This window comes from Wolbachia endosymbiont of Nasonia giraulti (genome assembly GCF_048054155.1).
Taxonomy (GTDB): Bacteria; Pseudomonadota; Alphaproteobacteria; order Rickettsiales; family Anaplasmataceae; genus Wolbachia; species Wolbachia pipientis_C.
Genome location: NZ_JAFEVH010000006.1, coordinates 1 through 22,250 on the forward strand (window position 1 = coordinate 1; position 22,250 = coordinate 22,250).

The window sequence follows — 22,250 nt, forward strand, 5'->3', positions numbered from 1 at the left end:
ATTACTTTTTTTTCGGTTTGACACACTTTTTTGAACGTTCCCGTTTTATTGCAACTAATTTGCAGTGATTTTTGTTTTAATGTAAATGGAATATAGTCCTATTGCTGCTGCATTTGAAACATTTAGGCTATCAATTACGTTTGACATTGGGATTTTTAAAAGATAATCACAACTTTCTTTAACTAGCCTCCGCATTCCTTTCTCTTCAGAACCAAAAACAATTACTCTTTTTTCCCCAAAATTCTTTATTTCATCTATATTTTCCTTTGCATTGCAATCAAACCCATAACACCAGTAGCCTATCTTGTTTAAAGACTCCATCGTCTTTACTATGTTTGTAACGTATATTAGAGGAACAATGTCTAATGCGCCACTTGCTGTTTTTGCGATAGATGCATTTTCGCTTGGTGAATGGTGATACGGTAAAACCAATGCATCAATGTTGAAACAAGCTGAGGTTCTTAAAATCGAACCTATATTGTGTGTATCAGTAATTTGATCTAAAATGACTATAGTAGAGTTTTCACCTGATCTTTCAGCTATTTCTTCAATATTTAAGCTGTGAAAAATAGGAGTAACTTTTAAAGCAATTCCTTGGTGATTTACACCTTTGGGTAAAACATCATTGAACATTTTGTTCTCTACCAGTCGAGCTTTAATGCCCTTACTATCTGCACATTGTTTAATTTCTTTCTCAAATTCTCTGTAGAAATTTTCTGTTACTAACAGTTCTATACACCGCCTATTTTTGTTTCTTAATGCTGAAATACAAGTGTGCTTTCCATATATCCAACAGTTTTCATTAGCTTTTGATGATTTCATCTCATTATTAAAAATCAGATTTTTATAGAGTAAGCAATATTTTACTGTGTTTATATATTGTTGTAAAATTATGAGTTCAATTAATGAATTTATGTCAGATGATGAGTTAGATTGGCAAAAAAATGTTAAGCCAACAGAATGTGGAAAAGTTACTTTGAAAGTTGATCACAAAGTAAATATAAAATCTATGATTGATAAAGGTGCCTCTAGTTTACAAGAAAATTTTCTTAATACTGATAATGGTGATTCATCATTTTGTCTTGACTACAATACAAAATTAAAGATCGATAGGGGCAAATATTTTATAAGCGATAAACTCGATTTGCACGGCTATAGTATAGATAATGCTTATTGTAAATTGATAGATTTTATTATCAAAAATTATCAAGCAGGGAATAGGTGCTTATTGGTAATTACGGGGCATGGTAATAGTACAGATAAAATAGACACTATAAAGAATAGCTTAAATAAGTGGTTGAATGACACAAAAGTTCGGAATATGATCTTATACTATCAGAAAGCCATAAAAAAACATGGTGGCAAAGGAGCTTTTTATGTCTTATTAAGAAGAAATAAAGGTTAATTTTAGAGTACCTATTTAGGAGTACCTTTCTTAGAATTCACGTGTTGAAGAATGATTTCTGCTAAACCTTTACTAATTCCAGGTACGTTTTGAATTTCAGCTAGAGAAGCTTTGCTTATATTTTCTACCGAACCAAAATGAGACATGAGTGCCTTCTTTCTTTTACTGCCAACACCGGATATTTTACTTAATTGTGAAGCAAAAAATTGTTTATCGCGTTTTTTTCTATGCGAAGTTATTGCAAAACGGTGAGCTTCATTACGCAGCAATTGTAAATAAAGCATGACCTTGCTGTCACTTGCTAGAGTAAATTCTTCTCTGCTCGGCACATAAAATCTTTCATTTCCTGCATTACGATCATGACCTTTCGCCATACAAGCAAAAGGAACTTTTATATTCAATATTTCCAACACATTATGCACTATGGAAACATGTCCTGGACCGCCATCAATCAGTAAAAAATCAGGGATTATATCTTTTATATTGCCAGAGAAACGTCTAGTCAGCACTTCTCTCATCATTTTATAGTCATCACCTGAAATTTCTTCTTTTATAGTAAATTTTTTGTATTCACTTTTTAAAAAACCTTCCTGCCCTGCAACAATCATCACACCAACTTGTTGATTTCCAGATATATGGCTATTATCATAAACCTCGATACGCTTTGGAATATTTGGTAACGAGAAAATCTTCCTAAGCTCTTCGAGCTTTTCTAGGTTATTTCTATAATCAGTAAGCTTCTGCTCTAGGCTATGCTTAGAATTATTGTAAATAAAATTCAACAAATCACGCTCTTTACTATTTTTCGTATGCAAAACTCTTATTGATTTTTGAGTAAGAGCATAAAGTACTTGTTCTATAATTTCCTTATCCTTAATAAAATCGGGAACGTAAATTTGTGCTGGTGGTGTGCTAACTGGATTATACAAATTGACCAAAAAGGTGGATAAAATTTCATCATTTGGATGATCACTACAATTCTCAATGAAGTAAGGAATGCTTCCATAGTTACCTTTATCTCTGAAAGATAGTACACCAATGCATGCTAAGTCTGCCTCACGTACAACGCTAAAGAAATCTGCATCTTCTTCAAAAGAAAAATCCATTGGCTGCATTTGAATTTGCTGAAGAAATTTCAATCGATCTCTATAGACGGCAGCAAGCTCGTAGTTCATCTCCCTACTGCACTTTTCCATTGTAGAAAATAGCTGTCTTTGCACTTCTTTATTCCTTCCTAGCAGAGTATCTTGTGCTTGTTTTACTGATTTGCAGTAATCATCTTTTGTAATTTTATCTACGCATGGTGCTGAACAGCGCTTAACTTGATACTCAAGACATGGTCTTTTTGTTGAAGAGAAATATTGATCTGAACATACTCTCAAGAGAAAAGCTCTTTGCAATGATAATATAGTGTTCTTAACAGCAGCAGCAGATGGAAAAGGGCCGTAGTAATGAAACTCATTCTTCTTAAACTTACCTCTATATTTCGCTATTCTTGGATAATCATGCTTAGAAATTGTTATATAAGGATAAGATTTTCCATCCCTAAGCAAAATATTATAAGATGGTTTTAACGATTTTATTAACTGTGCTTCAAGAAGCAATGCTTCGATTTCATTCTCAGTGATGAATATTTCAACCTTAATAACCTGTGAGATCATTACTCTGATTCGTTCAGAAAGGTTTTCGAATTGAAGGTAGTCGGATAATCTCGACTTCAAGTTTTTTGCTTTACCAATGTATAAAACCTTATTCTTATCTCCAACCATCTTATAAACGCCACAGGATTGTGGAGATGATTTGATTTGTTCCTTATATTGCCTGAGCATTTATCAATTGTTTAACCTGTATAAGGTTAAACTCTGCTACTAAATGAAAGGTAGAAACAATATTTGCAAGCAAAGATAACCTGTTTATTCTAAGCTCATTAGAATCACAGTTAATCTTTACACTGTCCATAAATTGATTGATAAATGGAGCAAAACGAGCAAGTTCATCAAGCGCTGTATTAAAGTCGTTATTTTCTATCGCTTGTTTGATGTTTTTACAAGCAGCTATAGCACAATTTGATAGCGCAATCTCCTCATCTTCAATCAAAAACTTCTTACTGTAAGATGCATTATAAGTAGTGCCATCACTTTTTCTCACTTTGCTCATCATATTACTGGCTCTTTTATAAGTGCTTAGAACCTGTTCACCTTCTTTTGTACTAAGATAACGATCCAATATCACAGTTTGCTTTTCCGCTTTCAGCAGATCATTAATATCGACTTTATATAGTATTGAATCTACAACATCTTGCCTTATATTTCTGTTTTTTAAAATAATCTTGAACCTTTCTAAGCAGAATTTAAATACTAGTTCTGAAATTTGTTTTTCACTTGGCTTATTAACTGGAGTTATATTTTTATTCAATAGAAGTCTTGAACATAAAGATACTGACTTATCTATCAGCAATCTAATTGGAATATGCAAATTATTTTCAAGTATTGTTCTAATTATACCAATTGTCATTCTCCGCAAACCAAACTGATCATACGAACCAGAGATTTTCTCACCTGCTGCAATTAAACCAACCAAACTATCCATCTTGTCTGCAATAGCTACAGCAATCGCAGTAGGAGATTTAGGACATTCTTGCTCCGATCCAATTGGCTTATAGTGCTCAGTTATAGCTTCTACTACTTCTTTATCTTCTTGAAAGTAAGAAGCGTAATATCCACTCATTAATCCTTGCAATCCCGGAAATTCTTTCACTATCAACGTTGCAAGATCTGCCTTTGCTAAATATGCAGCACGTTCAACTTTAATTAGTGGAGCATGTGGAATAAATATCGCTATATACTTTGAAAGAGCGATAATACGCTTCACTTTTTCTTCTACGCTACCGAGCGAAGCATGAAATGAAATAGAGCTCAATTTTTTGACATAGTAATCTAGGTTTTCCTTTTTGTCTTGAGACATCAAAAATTGGGCATCAGCAAGACGTGCTTCTAATATTCTTTCATGACCTTTGGCAACTTCATTATTGTTAACATTTACAACAGTAACAAAATGTGATATTTTCTGTCCATCACTTAAAGCAAGATACTTTTGCTGCGTATTAATTATACTAAGTATTACTTCCTTCGGTAATTCTGATGATTTTACTTTACCAAATAATACTATTGGCCACTCTATAAGCCCTGCCAATTCATTAAGCAAATAATCATTTTTTTCAAGTTGTAAGTTCTCCTCTTTTGTAAACTTATTAATCTGATCTAGTATAAATTGCTTTCTTTTGTCCAACTGGAGAATGACATTATTTTTTTCTAACAATTCAAAATAGTCTTTGGGTGTTTTAACAGTAAGTACTGCATCACCTGAAAGAAACCTATGACCACACGTCACGTTGCATGCTGTAACCCCTGCAAAAGATATAGGTATTATTTCGTCATTTAAAATACATAGAATATTTTTAATTGGCCTAACCCATCTCTCTTTTCTTTCACTCCATCTCATACTCTTTGGCCAAGAAAAGTTTTTTAGCATTTCCTCCAGTTGATTTTTGAGAAACCCGTTGATGTTAAATAAGCAGCTTTCTCTCTTCATGAAGTAAAAATCTTCATCGTTTACTTTGCGAATGAGTAAATCTTCTTCACCTTTCCGATTTTTTCTCAAAAAACCTTCGATAGCACTTTTCGGTGCATTAACTCTTGGTCCTTTAATCTCATTGTTAGAATCTTTTAGCTCCAAAGCACTTATGCCATCAATAAAAAGAGCAATGCGACGCGCAGTCACATAAATTTCTATAGATGCAAATTTCACATTATTTTTACTAAAAGCATTAGTGATATAGCTCTTAACCTGAGCTGCAGATGAATTCTGCATTCTTGATGGAATTTCTTCTGAAAGACATTCAAACAATAATTGTGACAACATATTCTACTTTGCTCTATATAATTCACAGCATTTTTTTGTTAACTCTCTCACTCTACCAATATAGGCTGTACGTTCATTCACACCAAGCACACCTCTTGCATCAAGTAGATTAAGTAGATGGCTCGTTTTAATACATTGGTCATAAGCTGCTATCGGCAATTCTTTTTCAACAAGGAATTTACACAGTTTTTCTGTATCCTCAAACTGCTGTTGTACTACTTTAGTATCATAATAATCAAGTGCCAGGTAAGAAAACTCTCGCTCTCTTTGTTTAAAAATATCTCCATAAGTTACACCATTATCGTTCCACATTATATCGTAAACATTATCTACACCTTGTATGCACATTGCTAAACGTTCCAACCCATATGCCACCTCACCAGGAATTATTCTGCAGTCAATGCCTCCCACTTGCTGTATATAAGTAAGTTGTGTTACTTCCATTCCATTGCATGTAACTTCCCAGCCAAGTCCCGATGCGCCAACACTTGGGTTTTCCCAATCATCTTCAATAAACTTAATATCATATTCTTTTGTCGATACACCAAGAGCTTTTAAGCTATTTAAGTAAACATCTTGCAAATTGCTGCCAGATGGTTTTATTATAACTTGGTATTGATGATGCTGATATAAGCGATTAGGGTTGTCGCCATAACGCCCATCTGTAGGTCTTATTACTGGTTGTAGATACGCAATTTTTGTTGATTTTTCGTCAATTGCTGACATGATTGTTGCGGGATGTAGTGTTCCAGCTCCAACTTCAGACGTATATGGATGAAGTATAGTACACCCTTCATCTGCCCAAAAATCTTGTAATCCCTTTATTATATCCTGTAGATTCACGCAAACTGTATATCTTTTAAACTGAATACATAAGCAAATAAGTACTATTCTATACTTATTTTTTTAATAGTGCCATGAAAATAGTCACTCAAGGCTATTGAACTTTCTTTTACATACTCAAATATGCTTTTGTTTAAAACAATCGCATCATGCATAGTCAGATCGCAGAATATAAATGCAGTCAAGTACAATAAAATCACTGCATAAAACACATGAAAAATCCCTTCAAATGTGATTGATATTGCATTGTTATAACTAAGCTGTATCGTACTTATCGGCCATGGTTTTATTACTTCTACAATATTAAAAAATAAATAAGGTATTATAAAGAAAAAGAACAAATGCATAAGATCATTAAACCAAAATGGACATTGAAGTATTGCCTTGCATATACTTAAATAGAATTTACTTACAATATAATAAATTGACATTATTGCCGGCATCGAAAACGCAACAGTCATCACCTGTCCTGATGCTATTTGTACTACTATATTCTCATCACTGCTGGCTGAAGGATCTTGAATGTGAAAAATGGATATTGCAACTAATTGCAGCACTAACATAACTATTGCTAGCTTGGTAAAAATAGCAGCTACAACTATGCCTGAATTCGGCATTTTATATAGTATAAAATCACCTCCGTATGTAAGCATTAATATAATGTCGGTAATAAATAATATTAGAAAAGAAGACCAATAATGCTGCCAACCCGGTAAATATCCTACTCCTAAAAAAGAGCTTACTATTTTGGCAGGAAAAACCTTGCCTAGCATCTTACCCAAAAATTGAAAAAAAATCCCCATGTCCTAACTAACACTTGACTTATATTTTTCACAATACTGAATTGTAATGGACTTATCAATACACTTCTTGCATAGAAAAAAGGCAAATAGTTAAAAACGATCTAAACCGTTGCCCCTTTATACTATAGTATTTCCTAAAGTAAATGATAAAGGTATAATAAAGTATTTGAGTTATAATGGCATATAGTGTGGATTTAAGGGAAAAGGCAGTATTGATGATAGAAAAAGGTAAGACAAAGGTTGAGGTAGCAGAGCTTATGGAGATAGGAATAGCAACTCTGTACCGTTGGTTAAAAAAGAAAGCTGCTGGTGAAAGCCTCAAGCCATCTAAAAACGGTAGCTTTATTCGAAAAATAGACCCCAAAATACTCGAAGAATATGTTACAAAGAATCCAGATCATACTCTGGCAGAGATGAAACAAAATCTTGGATTTGGAATAAACTCAATTTGGTATAGACTAAAACAGCTAAAAATTACTTTAAAAAAAAGTCACACTATATCAAGAGCGCAATCAAGAAGATAGGGAGCAATTTATTGATAAAATCTCAAAAATAGACCATTCCAGCATCTTATATATAGATGAAGCAGGAGTTGATAATAAGTTATACCGAGAATATGGACGCGCTCCAAGAGGAAAGAAAATTTATGCAGATATTCCAGGGAGAACTCGAGAGAGAATCAGTATAGTAGCCGGGTGGATTGGAAAGAGATTTATTGCACCAATGACTTTCAAAGGTGGGTGTGACAAAGAGGTATTCAATACATGGTTGGAGAAGATGTTATTACCTAAATTGCCACTTGGCACAACTATAGTTATGGATAATGCTACATTTCATAAGACCACTAAAACAAAATCATTAATAGAGTCTTTTGGCTGTCATTTGCTGTATCTTCCAACATATTCACCAGATTTGAATCCTATAGAATACTGTTGGCATACCATCAAAAGCCGCCTCAGACCTCTCATGTATAAATATACAGACTTACAGCTTTTGGTTGGTAATACCATAATGGAACTTTATCATCCATTTTAGAAAATACTATAGTAGCCTCCTTTTTTGTCATCCCAGTGCTATCCCCTTCTTGTCATCCCAGTGCTCTTACCAATAAAAACTTAGAATAAGATCTCCTTTGTGCTCAAAAAATTCCTGGATTCCAGTGTCAGCTACTTGAATGACATCTTTAATCTCCGTATAGCTATGCGTCACGCGCTGGCCTGAAGCTTTAACTATAAATATTAAAAATTTACCAAGCGAGAAAAAGGCAAAAGAATCCCCTAGTAGTGAGTTTTGACCCTATAATAATGTAAATTGGCATTGTAATAATGTGCTAACGCTTATTTTAAGCGCATTTTGGCTGAATGTAGAAAAAATAAAAAAGACATGCAGCCGCTATAATTTTATGTAATCTGCCAATATATACCTGAGTTTTTTACTGAATTTTGTTGTTAAATCTGCAGAGATTAAAAACAAGGATAAATACTCTTATTGATATGATAAGGAAAGTGGGAAGGTTTGTCAAGTCACTTCGGCAAGCTACCTACTTAGATGTTCCACACTGCTAAGTAGATACCAAATTTTTTGCAACATCAAGTGCAGCATAGGTAAATATTGCACTTGCACCTGCACGTTTAAAACCAATTAAGGACTCATAAATCACTCTGTTATAATCCAGCCAGCCATTATTTGCTGCAGCTTTTATCATTGCGTATTCACCGCTTACTTGGTAAGCAAAAATCGGAAAATTAAACTTTTCACTTGCTGTTTTTATTACATCTAAGTATGGCATACCCGGCTTTATCATAATAAAATCTGCACCTTCATCTATATCCATTTCGATTTCGCAGATTGCTTCACGTGCATTTCTATAATCCATTTGATAACCACTTTTGTCGATAAAATTTGATGATGCGCACGAACCGACAACTTGCCTGAATGGCGCATAAAAGCTAGAACAGTACTTTACTGCATAGGACAATATTGACACATTCTGAAAGTCATTATCATCCAATGCTTTTCTTATTTTTCCTATCCTGCCATCCATCATATCAGAAGGAGCAACTATATCGCATCCTGCTTTTGCTAAAACAAGTGCTTGCTTACATAATGCTGACACAGTCTCGTCATTTTCTACATCTATCCTACTGCTTTTTAAAATGCCATCATGACCGTGAGTAGTGTATGGGTCTAGTGCAATGTCTGCAATAATGCCAATATCCGGTACATTTGATTTTACAGCACAAATTGCTTTACAGATTAAATTGTCAGGATTGTACGCTTCCTCGGCGTTTTCAGATTTTAGTTTACTATCAACTACAGGAAAAATTGCAACAGCATTAATCCCCGAGTCCTTAGCTTTCTGAATTATAGAAATTAATCCATCTATTGAATAACATTTGATATCAGGTAAGCCAAAAATTGGCTCAATTGTTTCTTCTCCGTCATGAACAAATAAGGGAAAAATCAAATCATTTACTGATAAAGTGCTTTCACTTGTTAAATTGCGAATCCACTTGCCTGAGCGCCTACGCCTTAACCTTGTATTTGGGAAATTAAACATTGGATCCAGGCAAATTCCCAGTAAAAAGCAACACTCCTGAAATGAGTATTACCCAAAGTACCGATATTGGCAAAAATACTTTCCAACCAAGACGCATTAATTGATCATAACGATAACGAGGTATTGTAGCTCTAATCCAAACAAACATAAACAAAAGTACAACTATCTTCAAAACAAACCAGATTAAACTAGGAATTTTATACAGCAAACTAAGCTCTAATGGAGGATACCACCCTCCTAGAAAGAATATTGTCATCATAGCGCTTGCTAAAATCATATTTGCATATTCTCCCAAGAAAAAGAGAGCAAAAGGCATTGATGAATACTCGACGTTATACCCAGAGACGAGCTCTGCTTCAGCTTCTGGTAAGTCAAATGGGTGACGATTAGTTTCGGCAAGCAAAGAAATAAAAAATATTATTCCTATAGGCATTAGTAATAAATCAATCCAAAATGGCATATTATGTTTCGCTACCACCATCTCTCCAAGATTTAATGTGCCAGTTGTAATAACAACTGTAGCAACTATTAGACCTATTGAAACTTCATATGAAATCATTTGAGCAGCTGACCTTATAGCGCCAAGAAATGCGTAATTAGAATTACTAGACCAGCCTGCAATAATAATGCCGTATATTCCCAAAGAGGATATAGCTAGAACATAAAGCACTCCAACATTAATATTTGCTATTACCTTAGGGATTATTACCTGCTGTCCATTTTCTGTAGTTATTTCAGTTCCAAATGGTATAACTGCCCAGGAAATTAATGCTAAAATAAAGGTGATCATTGGAGCCATAATAAACAGTATTGTGTTTGCTCTAAATGGTATTATCGGCTCTTTAATTATCAATTTGATAGCATCTGCAAACGGCTGCAATAAACCAAATGGCCCTACTACACTTGGACCATGCCTTAGTTGAATTGCACCAATAACTTTACGCTCAAAGTACACTAAATATGCTACTGAAAGCAAAAGTGGAATAAGAAGAAAAAGAATATCAAATATCAAGTACATGCAACCCTAAATCAAAAAAATAGTTCATAATTGTGGCAATAAAAAATATAGCAAGTCCTCTAGACACAGCAGACAATGTCCCTATTGAAATCAATAGGACAACATTTTTCTGTACAGCATTTAGCTTAATAGAATAGTAAAATGATATGCATATGAATGACACTAGTGACATCATAATTAAGATCATTGTGAGAGGCAAATAATTCCCTCTTCCCTCGGTAACTATAATAAATGTTATTGCCATCCATACATATCCTTCAGTAAATAGTACAATAATATCATTGATAAAATAAAGTAGCTTATAAACGAACTGTTTTTCTAATGCATTTTGTTCTTTACACAAAAATATAGAGTTTAATTTTCGTTGAAAATATACCAGAATTATCAGTAATAATGGTGTTAGAATAAATAAAATATTAAGTAGATTGTTCATAAAAATCCTTAGTACAATATGACATTATTTTTGAAGCGCGATTGATTGAATCCGTCATATAAAAATTACACTCCTTTAAAGTGAAAGGTGTATTACTTAAGCTTATCCCATCATTGCTAATTGGCACCCATGTGTTTTTTACCACTTGATCAGCATTTCTAAACTGTGGACCAATAGTGTCTAATTTTTTCCTAACATCAAATAAACTATCATATAGCAAGGAAAGACCCAAATATTGGGATAAATTTTTTATAATCAACCAATCTTCCTTTGCTTCACCAGGAGGAAAAACAGCTAAATTTGTTCTCTGTACTCGCCCTTCAGTATTTACATAAGTTGCATATTTTTCTGTGTATGCAGCTCCAGGTAGAATGACATCTGCTATATGCGCTCCCCTATCACCATGATGTCCTTGATAAATTACAAATGTATTTTCTAATTTTGATGTATCAATTTCATCTGCGCCAAGAAGATAAACAACTTCCACCTCACCACTTTCTGCCTGCTTTAGTATCTGATTAATGTCTTTTCCACCTTTGCTAGGAACAAATCCAATATCTAGTCCACCAACCCTTGCTGCAGCCTTATGTAGTACGTTAAAGCCATTCCAGTCATCTCTGGTCATGTTAAATTTTTCTGCAATTTTGCCAGCTAGAGCTAAAACTGATTCAGAATCATCTCTTATTAATGCATCTTGACCGATAATTAGCATAGGGTTCTGAGCCGCACTCAGTAACTCGCAGAATTTGTGATTTCCCTCTTCTATTTCTTTTAGAACGTTTGGACCATCACCTAATCTTTCAACATTATATAGATATTCAAGATTAGGGCCAATATTTGCAATAGTGAAATTACCTTGTAAATATCTCTTTCTCAATCTTACGTTAATTATTGGTGCTTCTATTCTTGGATTTGTATTTATAAGCAGACATAAATCTGCATTTTCTATACCCTCGATAGTGGTATTGAACACATAAGATCCACGATTACTTGGTATAAGTTTTGCTCCATCCTGTCTGCAGTCTAGATTTACTGAACCAAGCTTATGCATCACTTCCTTCAGCAGAAGCATAGACTCACAATCTGCTAAATCACCTGCAATTGCAGCTATTTTGTTTGGCTTCGTGCCCTTTAGTTTTTTTGCAGCAAAAGTCAATGCCTCACTCCAATCAGCTAGCACTAATTTGCCCTCTTTTTTTATATAAGGTCGATCGAGGCGTTGTACTTTGAGTCCATCGTAAGCAAAGCGAGTTTTGTCTGATATCCATTCCTCGTTCACTTCTTCATTAAGCCTTGGCAATATTCTCATCACTTCAGGACCGCGATAATCAACTCTAATACTGCTTCCTACAGCATCCAGCACGTCTATAGTCTCACAATGTGATAGCTCCCATGGACGCGCTGTAAAGGAGTAAGGCTTTGAAGTTAAAGCCCCTACCGGACAGAGATCTATGATATTTCCAGATAATTCAGAGCTAATATGCCTTTTTATGTAAGTGCTAATCTCTATATTTTCTCCCCTTCCAATTCCTCCAAGTTCATTTGTACCTGCAACATCGGACAAAAATCTAACACATCGAGTACAATGAATGCATCTATTCATTGCAGTTTCAATCAGCGGACCAAAATGTTTTTTTGGCACAGCTCTTTTATGCTCATCAAGTCTGCTTATTCCTTTCCCATAAACCATTGTTATATCTTGCAAATCGCACTCACCACCTTGATCACAAATTGGACAATCAAGTGGATGATTAATTAGTAAAAATTCGAGCACTCCTTTACGCGCCTTTTTTACCTTGGGAGTATCCGTGTGAATAACCATACCCTCTGCAACTGGCATTGCACAAGAAGCTACTGGTTTTGGAGGCCCACCCTCCACTTCAACCAAACACATTCTGCAGTTACCAGCGATTGCTAAACGATCATGATAACAAAAACGTGGAATTTCAACGCCCACAATTTCACAAGCTTGAATTATAGTGAGCCCATGCTCTACTTCACATTCTTTAGAATTAATAGTAACTTTAACCACAACTATTATACAGCTTCCCACTTTACAGGATTGCCGCTTACCTCATCTTCAACCAGATTGCCGTTGTCATATTGAGCAGACATGTAATTCATGCGCGAGTCACGATCTATATATCTAACAGGTTTTACCGGTTTATCTTTATACATTTTTTGCTCGGCTTTCTTACGCTGAGTAGGGTTATTTTTACTAGCTGTCTTTGCTTTTCCACCTACTGCCATATAAACTCCTAAAAACTTCTTATTTTATTTTAACACTTAAGTATACACCGTCAATGCTAAATGGCTTTAAAGTTTCAATAGATCTCTTATTATAATCATTATTTGAATAAAAAGTCACTTCTTCCAGTGCCTGACCAGAAAAAAAGAAATATATATCAGCTACTTTCATTTCTCGAAAATAAACGTTTATGTAGCCATGAATAAGCCGATATAAAGACCTTTAATCATTCGCTTCGTAGTACTTCTCAACTAACTTATTAAGTAACCTTACACCAAAACCTACTGCTCCTCTTGGACAAATGTCAGTACCTTTTTCGTGCCAAGCAGTGCCTGCAATATCTAAATGTGCCCAGCAAGTTTCATTCACAAAACGCTGTAAAAACTGTGCAGCCATTATGCTATCTCCACCAGAACCTGCAGGAGCTATATTTTGCACATCAGCAATCGGCGAATCAATAATTTTGTTATAAGTTTCATTCATAGGAAAGCGCCATAATTTTTCATTTACTTCATTTCCTGCATCAATCAGATGATTTGCTAATTCATCGTTATTTGAAAAAAGACCAGCATATTCATTATTTCCCAGTGCAACCACTATAGCACCAGTTAAAGTTGCAAGGTCAATCATAAATTTCGGTGCAAATCTATCTTGTGTATACCATAAAGCATCTGCAAGTATGAGCCTTCCTTCTGCATCAGTGTTCAACACTTCTATCGTCTGTCCAGACATCGAAGTTACTACATCACTTGGTCTTTGAGCATTACCGTCCACTGCATTTTCTGCAAGTGCAACTACACCAACTGCATTTACCTTTGCTTTTCGTCCAGCTAGAGTACGCATCACCCCAACCACAGTAGCAGAACCCGCCATGTCATATTTCATTGACTCCATGCCACGCGAAGGCTTGAGTGACACTCCACCAGTATCAAACGTTATGCCTTTACCCACAAAAGCTACAGGCTTTTGTTCCTTGGAAGCTCCATTCCATTTGATCACTACTAATTTTGGCTCTTTACTACTTCCCTGTGCTACCCCAAGCAATGCTCCCATTTTTTTCTCTTCCATCTGCTTCTTACCAAGCACTTCGATTTCAAGGCCAAGCTTAGTAAGCTCGGTTTTTATATAATCAGCATAGGATTCTGGATATAAAACATTAGGTGGTTCAATGGTAAGAGTACGTGCAAGAAATATGCCTTCACCTTCTTGTCTTAAACGCTCAAATGATTTTTCAGCACTACTGAATTGCTCATCTTTCGTTAGCACTGTGATCTCCTCTACTTCTGTAACTTTTTCATCCTTTTTGGTTTTATACTTATCAAATTTAAAACTGCGCAAAAATGCACCGTATGCAACATTTGCTGCATTGCCTTCGATTGAGATTGCCGCTCGCTTGATTCTTAATCTGCTTAGCTCACAATATATTTTACCACCAATATTTAATCCTTCGCTTTCATCCCATTCATCTCTCATTCCAAGACCAGCAACTATAATATTTTTTCCCTCTGATGAAGTAACGGAGAAAAATTCACCAAAACCTCCATTAAAATCACTAAATTTCTTGATGTTATCTATAGCTTGCTTATCTTGTAGAACATTAGTTATGAGCTTATCACCCTCAAACAAACCTACCACTAGCGTCTCAAAACCGGGTAAAGCTTTAGAAATTGTTATCTTCATCGTTGACATCTCCGTTGCAAATAATTGTAAGCTGCACATAAAACATAGTAAAAACATTAGTAAGATATTTTTCATATACATTTTAAGTACAATAGCGCTTAAGACTACTATGAACTCCCCTGATATGCAAGGGCTTTATCTTTTATCAGAAAATTTGTTATGCCCACCTAGGGTTATATTAAATGTGTAGGTCTTCATAGCCTGATTGTTATAAGTAAATGGTGCTATCAGAAGGCTTGCAAGTCCACTCTCAATAAGATTACCAAGAAGAAGATCATCACAGTTATCGCAATTATGATCAGCAAAAAACATTTGTGTTGTGAATTCTGGAAAATCTGGATGTTGGACCAAAAAGTTGATGTGTGGAGCCCTATCACCAATTTTACCTGGTACTATTGTAATAAAATTATAATAGCCAAGGTTATTTACTACAAATCTTCCTGATCCAGCAAAATTTGGATCAAGCTCCACATTTTCATCATAATAGCTCATGCCAAGTGAGTCTGCGTGCCATATAGAAACCACAGCATTTTGTATCGGTAAGCAATTTACATCAGTAACTCTACCCACTACATTTATTAATTCTCCTGCTGCATTATTTGGAGAGCCAGGTTTTCTTCTTAAATTATTTGAAGAGTTAAAGCTTTTTGGCCTTGTTTCAAGATCATAAATCCCTGGAGTTTCAATACAATTAAGCAAAATAGGATCAGCTGCAAATAATGACAAATCGAATATAAATTGTACTAAAAACGCTAATAAGATATTTTTTACATTCATTTTGTTTATAGTGCTTTTATCAGAATTATAGCAACCTTTTTCTTTTATTAAAGACAAGACTTTCTTTGAAGCCTCCTTAGAATCACAACTATCCTTTCAGTGTATGAGTTTTAGGTTTTAGTACTGCATACACAACTGCACGGACTTCCAATTTAGAAATTGCAAATCAATCCAAACACGCAAGTGTAATGTTACCGCCACATGCTGTAGTGTTGACACTTACAACCTTTTCTATAGAAAAACGTTGCAGATAATTAGGACCACCAGCTTTTGGTCCGGTACCTGACAGTCCTCTACCGCCAAATGGTTGTGTTCCAACTGCTGCACCTATTTGATTGCGATTGATGTATACATTTCCAACTGATATTTTCTTGCTTATTAAATCGATCTGACTTTGTACACGGCTTTGCAAAGAAAACGTAAGTCCATATCCTGTATTATTTATATCACTTATAACTTCATTTAACTGCGACTTATTAAAACGTATGATATGTAAAATAGGCCCAAACACTTCTTGCTTTAATTGCGAAATTTTTTGTATCTCATAAATGTACGGAGGAAAGAAATAACCATTATAAGAATTTGTATCCATGGGTACCTTGGACAAAAGGTTTGAATCTTCATCCCTTGATATTTTTTCCGTATGTTTAGTGAGCATATCAATAGATGCTTTGTCAATTATTGGACCAATATCTGTGCTCAGTTGTATTGGGTCACCTATCTTTAGTTCTTGAGCTGCATTGCATATCACTTTTATCTGTTTTTCTGCTATATCTTCTTGAATAAATAGCACTCTGAGAGCAGAACAACGTTGACCGCCACTGCGAAATGCAGAAATTAAAACATCCTTAGTTACCTGCTCTAAAAGAGCAGAACTATCAACAATCATAGCATTTAATCCACCAGTCTCAGCGATAAGTGGCACAATAGGACCATCTCTACTAGCAAGCATTCGATTAATTATTTGAGCAGTTTGTGTTGAACCAGTAAAAGCTACACCGGAAATTCTATTATCTGGTGCTAATGTTTTACCTAAATACCAACCATCCCCTGGAATAAGGTGTAGCACATTTTTTGGTATTCCAGCTTCGTGTAGTATCTTAACGGCTTCATAGGCAATAATCGGCGTTTGCTCTGCCGGTTTTGCCAGCACTGCATTACCTGCTGCAAGTGCAGCTGAAACCTGTCCAATGAAGATAGCGAGTGGAAAATTCCACGGTGATATGCATAAGAAAACTCCTCTGCCTTCAAAAAAGATGAAGTTATCTTCACCTGTTGGACCTGGCAATTTTTTCCAGTCATTCAGTTCATTTTTTGCTATCATTGCATAATAGCGCAAAAAGTCGATTGCCTCTCTTACTTCTGCTATTGCATCGGATAAAATTTTTCCTGCTTCTACAATCAGAATATAAATTAACTCTTTCATCCTTTCCTCAAGCAAATCTGCAGCTTTTTCAAGGCATTTAGCGCGCTCTTCTACTGAAACATTCTGCCACTTAGTAAAAGCACTATGTGCTATTTCAAGAGCATTTAAGGCCTGAGCACTTGTTGCACTTGACACTTCTCCAATTACATTTTCCAAATGTGCAGGATTCACTACTTCGGTAAATTCCGCATTGTCAAGAAACGACTCTCCATCAATTATTGGGCCAACTTGCCATTTCTTTTCACTAAATTCCCTTACATCATTTGCAAATTGTGAAACTGCAATTGAATTGCTAATATCCATTCCCAAGGAGTTTTTTCTTTCCTCTCCAAAAATATCTCGTGGCAACGGAATGCTTGGATGAGGCTCATATTCTAAGCTTTTTACTTTTTCTAATGGATCTGAGACTAATTCTTCAATTTTAACGTCAGAATCATTTACTTGATTGACAAACGAGCTATTAGCTCCATTTTCAAGAAGGCGCCTAATAAGGTATGGCAATAAATCACTATGTTTACCAACTGGTGCATATATACGACAATTGATGCTTGTTGCAAGTTCTGAAATTGCATAATCATACAAACTTTTACCCATTCCATGTAAGCGCTGAAACTCAAACCCAGGATGATTTTTATCGGCAAGCTCTATTATAGTAGCAAAAGTATAAGCATTATGAGTTCCAAAACATGGATAAAAGTGATTCTCTTTGCTTAAAAGTTTCTGCGCACAGGCAAGGTAGCATACATCTGTGTGGCTTTTTCTAGTAAACACCGGATAACCAATTAACCCTAATTCTTGTGTGCGCTTGATTTCTGAGTCCCAATATGCTCCTTTTACAAGCCTCACCATAATTTTATGCTTTGATCGAATGGCAACATCTTCAACAAAATCAAGAACAGATAAAGCACGTTTTTGATACGCTTGCACAGCCAAGCCAAGCCCCTCCCACTTAGAAAGTGAATCATCAAGACGCAATTGCTCAAATAAAACTAATGACATCTCAAGTCTTTCTGATTCTTCTGCATCTATACAAAGTGAAATGTTATATTTCTTCGCTTCATGACACAGTTCCAGCAACTTAGCTCTCAGCTCTTCAGCTATATTACCAAATTGGCTAAATTCATAACGTGAGTGCAGTGAAGACAATTTGATTGAAACCCCTTGAGATTTAAAGCAATCATTTATGTCAGCAGCTTCACCTATGGCTTTTATTGCATGCATGTATAAATTAAAATACTCTTCCGCATCCTCAACTGTGCAAGCAGATTCACCAAGCATATCAAAAGAGCATAAATACTTACTGTAGTCATCTGATTTCACGCTTTCCAATGCTTTTTCTATAGTTTCTCCAACAATAAAATGCTTGCCAAGAATGGATATTGCTTGTTTCACCGCTTTGCGGATTATTGGCTCTCCTAAATTTTTCAATAACCTGGAAATTATGTGATAGAATTTTGAATCCTCTTCATTGTTTCTTAATATACTGCTTCCTATAATTAAACTCCATGTAGAAGCATTAACAAACAACGAAGAGGAACGCCCCAAGTGTTTATTCCATTCTTGGTTGGCAATTTTATCTTTGATCAATTCATCTATTGTGTAATCGTCTGGTATTCTAAGTAATGATTCAGCAAGACACATTAGCGCTACTCCTTCGTCGTTAGAAAGTGAGTACTGTTGTATAAAAGAATCTATAATGCCTAATTTACTACCTCTAATCTTTTCGACAATTTGTTTTGCAATATTGTAAATTATGTTTTTTGAATCAGCCGAAAGTTCTGATTTTTCTACAAGATAACGTACGTGACTTTTTTCATCAGCACGATAAAATGCCTGCAATCGTTTTCGTAATGCGTTAGGTTCTTGTATAGAACTGATCATAATTATCTACAAAACACCCTTTACCATATATAAGGTAAGATTATATCATAACTTTGCATCGAATAAATTATTATTTAAATAAAGAGCGAGAATCGATTCAAAAAACCTAGTTAATGACTGTGATAGCTCAAAAGGACTGCGCAAGTATATAGCTCAACACTCCACCACTCATCAAGTACTTAACCTCAGTTGCAGTTTGTACACAGCACTTGAGTTGAATGGATTGCTCTGAATCATCCTTTCTTTTAATGATACATTCTAGATTTCCATTTGGTACTACTTCACCTTTTATGCTCACTATCTCACTACCATCAAATATCTTTCTCGTTACTCCATCCTGAAATGCAAGTGGAAGAACACCCATACCGACCAAATTGGACCTATGTATGCGTTCAAAACTTTCTGCAATCACAGCTTTAATTCCCAGTAATGCAGTACCCTTTGCTGCCCAATCCCTACTTGAACCTGTACCATATTCTTTTCCTGCAATGACAACTAATGGAACAGCTTCTCTTTTATATTGCATTGCTGCATCAAAAATTGACATAGTTTCTTGAGAAGGAATATGTTTTGTATAGCCACCCTCAGCGCTCACCATTTTATTTCTTATTCTGATATTAGCAAAGGTTCCACGCATCATTACGTTGTGGTTACCGCGGCGAGATCCATATGAATTGAAATCTTGCGGTTCAACTCCAAGACCTTTTAAATATATGCCTGCAGGACTATTTGAGGCAATATTTCCAGCAGGGGAAATGTGGTCGGTAGTGACGCTATCGCCAAACATCGCTAGTATTTGCGCATTCTTTATATCAACTATGTTGCTTTTATTGTTCTTAGTCGATAAATCATCAAAATAGGGAGGGTTTTGTATATAAGTGCTTTTCGCGTCCCAATCATAGATTTCACTTTTCTCACACCTTATCTTTTGCCAATGCTCATCACCAGAAAAAACATCCTTATACTTTTGTATGAACATTTCACGCGTCACAACACTTTTAACACAGCTCTCAACTTCACTATTTGTTGGCCATATATCTTTGAGATAAACATCACTTCCATTCTTATCTTTGCATATAGGATCTTTTGTCAGGTCAATTTGTACAGTACCTGCAAGTGCATACACAACAACAAGTGGCGGAGATGCCAAGTAATTAGCTTTGACTAAAGGATGGATTCTTCCTTCAAAGTTACGATTACCGGATAAAACTGCTGCAACAGTCAAGTTTTTATCCTTAATATCACTTTCTATATCTTCATGAAGCGGACCGGAGTTTCCAATACAAGTTGTACAGCCGTACCCAACCAAATTAAAACCCAAAGCATTTAGATCTTCCTGTAACCCTGACTTTTCTAAATATTCTGTTACAACTTGTGACCCTGGAGCAAGAGAAGTTTTAACCCAAGGCTTTGATTTTAATCCAAGGTTGACTGCATTACGCGCTACAAGTCCAGCAGCAATCATTACACTTGGGTTTGAAGTATTAGTGCAGCTTGTTATTGCTGCAATAACTACACTTCCATCTTGGAGTTTATCGCTTTCCTCTGACTCATTAACTGGAAATGATTTAGAAAAAGATTCTGCCACTTGCGAAAGAAAAACCTTATCTTGCGGTCTTTTTGGACCGGCCATTACCGGCTCTACGCTCGATAAATCAAGCTCCAGTGTGTCAAAGAACGCCAATTCGTCATTACTACGCCATAGCCCTTGTTCTTTTGCATAGACTTCAACCAATTTAACCAACTCTTTTGGCCTTCCAGTTAAGTTTAAATAATCTAGTGTCTTCTGATCAATTGGAAAGAATCCACAAGTTGCACCATACTCTGGAGCCATATTAGCTATGGTTGCTCTATCTGCCAAAGATAAACAATCTAAGCCATCACCATAAAATTCCACAAATCTGCCAACAACGCCTTTTGTTCTCAGGATATTAGTAATCGTTAGCACTAGATCAGTTGCTGTTACTCCCTCTGAAAGTCTTCCTATTAATTTAAATCCTACTACTTCTGGAATTACCATACTAATTGGTTGACCAAGCATCACAGACTCAGCTTCTATTCCACCAACACCCCAACCAAGAACCGATAAACCATTTACCATAGTAGTGTGACTATCTGTACCGACTAAGGTATCTGGATATAGAACTCCGCTATCGTTACATACAACTTGCGCTAAATATTCAAGATTCACTTGGTGGCAAATTCCAGTACCTGGTGGCACTACTCTAAAATTTGTGAAGGATGACTCTCCCCATTTTAAGAATTGATATCTCTCCAAATTTCTTTTTACTTCCAGTGCAACGTTTTTACCAAATGCAGAAGTGCTTCCGTAACTATCTACTTGAACAGAGTGATCGATCACAAGATCAACAGGTACAGATGGATTTATTTTGCTTGGGTTACCTCCGTTTTTCTTCACATAATTACGCATTGAAGCTAAGTCAACGACAGCAGGAACTCCTGTGAAATCCTGCATCAAAACCCTTGCTGGCTTGTAGCTAATTTCGTGATTAATGTGTTTCTTGACGCAATTTGCTAATATCTTTATGTCATCTAATTTAACGCTTACTCCATCTTCATTGCGCAATAAATTTTCAAGCAATACCTTGAGTGAACAAGGCAATTTGGTTAAATTTACTCCTAAGAATTTACCAGCGTTACTTAGGTTAAAGTAGTTATATAACCTTCCATCAATATTTAAAGTCGTCTTTGCATTTAAAGAATTGTTCATCCTGTATTAGTTAAAATTGGAATTACTAGCGCTACTTTTTTGTTGTTGACTTTGCTGCTGATACATAGTTTCAAAATCTATAGGATCTAGCATAAGTGGAGGAAACCCACCACTACTTGTAGTTCTTGCAATTATTTCTCTTGCAAAAGGGAAAAGAAAAGTAGGTCCACCAATAAATAAAGCTTGTCTCACCTCTTCTTCACTTAGCTCTGTAAAGTTTTCTATTGAAAAAATACCGCAATACTTTACCTCGCAAATGAAAGCTATATCATCCTTTACATCTTCATCTTTTACCGTTGCTTTGGCCTCTATATGCAAAGCAATTTCATGAAAAGGCTTTTCTTCACTTATTCCTTTTTTATTTTCTGTTCCTTCTAATTTTGCTGAATTAATATTAACCATTACATTAATATCAGGAGCTCTACTAGAAGGAAGGAATGGCGAATTTGGATTCTCAAACGAAAAATCTTTGACATACTGACCATGAATTTTCATTTTGTGTTGTGACATTTCTTACGTCTCCT

At 35.4% G+C, this 22,250-nt stretch carries 19 protein-coding genes; 3 read left to right on the forward strand and 16 right to left on the reverse strand.

Annotated elements, in window-relative coordinates:
* Nucleotides 1-54: 54 nt before the first annotated feature.
* Nucleotides 55-822 carry a 23S rRNA (guanosine(2251)-2'-O)-methyltransferase RlmB gene (gene rlmB / locus JR312_RS01525; RefSeq protein WP_416647537.1) on the reverse strand — a complete coding sequence of 256 codons (768 nt, stop codon included), beginning with the start codon at nucleotides 820-822 and terminating at the stop codon, nucleotides 55-57.
* Between the two features lie 91 nt (nucleotides 823-913).
* Between rlmB and JR312_RS01530 the strand changes: the two genes are divergently transcribed.
* Nucleotides 914-1,405 (forward strand): Smr/MutS family protein, encoded by a 492-nt coding sequence (locus JR312_RS01530; protein ID WP_416647558.1) that lies wholly within the window; start codon nucleotides 914-916, stop codon nucleotides 1,403-1,405.
* Between the two features lie 11 nt (nucleotides 1,406-1,416).
* On the opposite strand, the gene uvrC is transcribed toward JR312_RS01530, so the two are convergent.
* From uvrC to JR312_RS01550, 4 genes are read right to left on the reverse strand one after another with little or no spacing between them, the layout of a single operon-like run.
* On the reverse strand, nucleotides 1,417-3,234 hold the full coding sequence (gene uvrC / locus JR312_RS01535) for an excinuclease ABC subunit UvrC (RefSeq protein WP_264330760.1): 1,818 nt from the start codon (nucleotides 3,232-3,234) through the stop codon (nucleotides 1,417-1,419).
* Nucleotides 3,218-5,326, reverse strand: a complete 2,109-nt coding sequence (gene glyS, locus JR312_RS01540) for a glycine--tRNA ligase subunit beta (RefSeq protein WP_416647538.1) — start codon at nucleotides 5,324-5,326, stop codon at nucleotides 3,218-3,220. Before glyS ends, uvrC begins: the two co-directional genes overlap by 17 nt.
* A 3-nt stretch (nucleotides 5,327-5,329) precedes the next feature.
* Nucleotides 5,330-6,169, reverse strand: a complete 840-nt coding sequence (locus tag JR312_RS01545) for a glycine--tRNA ligase subunit alpha (RefSeq protein ID WP_341813171.1) — start codon at nucleotides 6,167-6,169, stop codon at nucleotides 5,330-5,332.
* A 44-nt stretch (nucleotides 6,170-6,213) separates the two neighbouring features.
* Nucleotides 6,214-6,972, reverse strand: coding sequence for a phosphatidylglycerophosphatase (locus JR312_RS01550; RefSeq protein ID WP_264330763.1), 759 nt, complete (start codon nucleotides 6,970-6,972; stop codon nucleotides 6,214-6,216).
* Nucleotides 6,973-7,148: 176 nt separating this feature from the next.
* Here JR312_RS01550 and JR312_RS01555 point away from each other — a divergent pair, with 176 nt between their 5' ends.
* On the forward strand, nucleotides 7,149-7,496 hold the full coding sequence (locus tag JR312_RS01555; RefSeq protein ID WP_213864026.1) for an IS630 transposase-related protein: 348 nt from the start codon (nucleotides 7,149-7,151) through the stop codon (nucleotides 7,494-7,496).
* A gap of 28 nt (nucleotides 7,497-7,524) precedes the next feature.
* A complete protein-coding gene (locus tag JR312_RS01560; protein WP_264330460.1) occupies nucleotides 7,525-8,007 on the forward strand; it encodes an IS630 family transposase in 483 nt (160 codons plus the stop codon).
* Nucleotides 8,008-8,533: 526 nt separating this feature from the next.
* Here the strand turns inward: JR312_RS01560 and hemB are convergent.
* From hemB to secB, 11 genes are all read right to left on the reverse strand, one after another.
* The gene (gene hemB, locus JR312_RS01565) at nucleotides 8,534-9,532 is read right to left on the reverse strand and encodes a porphobilinogen synthase (RefSeq protein ID WP_416647539.1); all 999 of its coding nucleotides are present in this window, start codon (nucleotides 9,530-9,532) and stop codon (nucleotides 8,534-8,536) included.
* Complete coding sequence (nuoH, locus tag JR312_RS01570; protein WP_264330765.1) at nucleotides 9,525-10,550, reverse strand: NADH-quinone oxidoreductase subunit NuoH; 1,026 nt, start codon at nucleotides 10,548-10,550, stop codon at nucleotides 9,525-9,527. The genes hemB and nuoH overlap by 8 nt, the downstream gene beginning before the upstream one ends.
* On the reverse strand, nucleotides 10,534-10,983 hold the full coding sequence (locus JR312_RS01575) for a hypothetical protein (protein WP_416647540.1): 450 nt from the start codon (nucleotides 10,981-10,983) through the stop codon (nucleotides 10,534-10,536). The genes nuoH and JR312_RS01575 overlap by 17 nt, the downstream gene beginning before the upstream one ends.
* Entirely contained in the window at nucleotides 10,967-13,015 is a 2,049-nt protein-coding gene (nuoG, locus tag JR312_RS01580; RefSeq protein WP_416647559.1) for an NADH-quinone oxidoreductase subunit NuoG, read from the reverse strand. The genes JR312_RS01575 and nuoG overlap by 17 nt, the downstream gene beginning before the upstream one ends.
* A 5-nt stretch (nucleotides 13,016-13,020) precedes the next feature.
* Nucleotides 13,021-13,233, reverse strand: coding sequence for a hypothetical protein (locus JR312_RS01585; protein ID WP_416647541.1), 213 nt, complete (start codon nucleotides 13,231-13,233; stop codon nucleotides 13,021-13,023).
* A 19-nt stretch (nucleotides 13,234-13,252) separates the two neighbouring features.
* Nucleotides 13,253-13,402, reverse strand: coding sequence for a hypothetical protein (locus JR312_RS01590; RefSeq protein WP_264330769.1), 150 nt, complete (start codon nucleotides 13,400-13,402; stop codon nucleotides 13,253-13,255).
* Between the two features lie 51 nt (nucleotides 13,403-13,453).
* Nucleotides 13,454-14,950, reverse strand: a complete 1,497-nt coding sequence (locus JR312_RS01595; protein ID WP_416647542.1) for a leucyl aminopeptidase — start codon at nucleotides 14,948-14,950, stop codon at nucleotides 13,454-13,456.
* Between the two features lie 96 nt (nucleotides 14,951-15,046).
* Nucleotides 15,047-15,688, reverse strand: a complete 642-nt coding sequence (locus tag JR312_RS01600) for a protocatechuate 3,4-dioxygenase (RefSeq protein ID WP_064085711.1) — start codon at nucleotides 15,686-15,688, stop codon at nucleotides 15,047-15,049.
* 166 nt (nucleotides 15,689-15,854) lie between these two features.
* Entirely contained in the window at nucleotides 15,855-18,995 is a 3,141-nt protein-coding gene (gene putA, locus JR312_RS01605; protein WP_416647543.1) for a bifunctional proline dehydrogenase/L-glutamate gamma-semialdehyde dehydrogenase PutA, read from the reverse strand.
* A gap of 127 nt (nucleotides 18,996-19,122) precedes the next feature.
* On the reverse strand, nucleotides 19,123-21,726 hold the full coding sequence (gene acnA, locus JR312_RS01610; protein WP_416647544.1) for an aconitate hydratase AcnA: 2,604 nt from the start codon (nucleotides 21,724-21,726) through the stop codon (nucleotides 19,123-19,125).
* 6 nt (nucleotides 21,727-21,732) lie between these two features.
* Complete coding sequence (gene secB / locus JR312_RS01615; RefSeq protein WP_416647545.1) at nucleotides 21,733-22,236, reverse strand: protein-export chaperone SecB; 504 nt, start codon at nucleotides 22,234-22,236, stop codon at nucleotides 21,733-21,735.
* Nucleotides 22,237-22,250 lie beyond the last annotated feature (14 nt).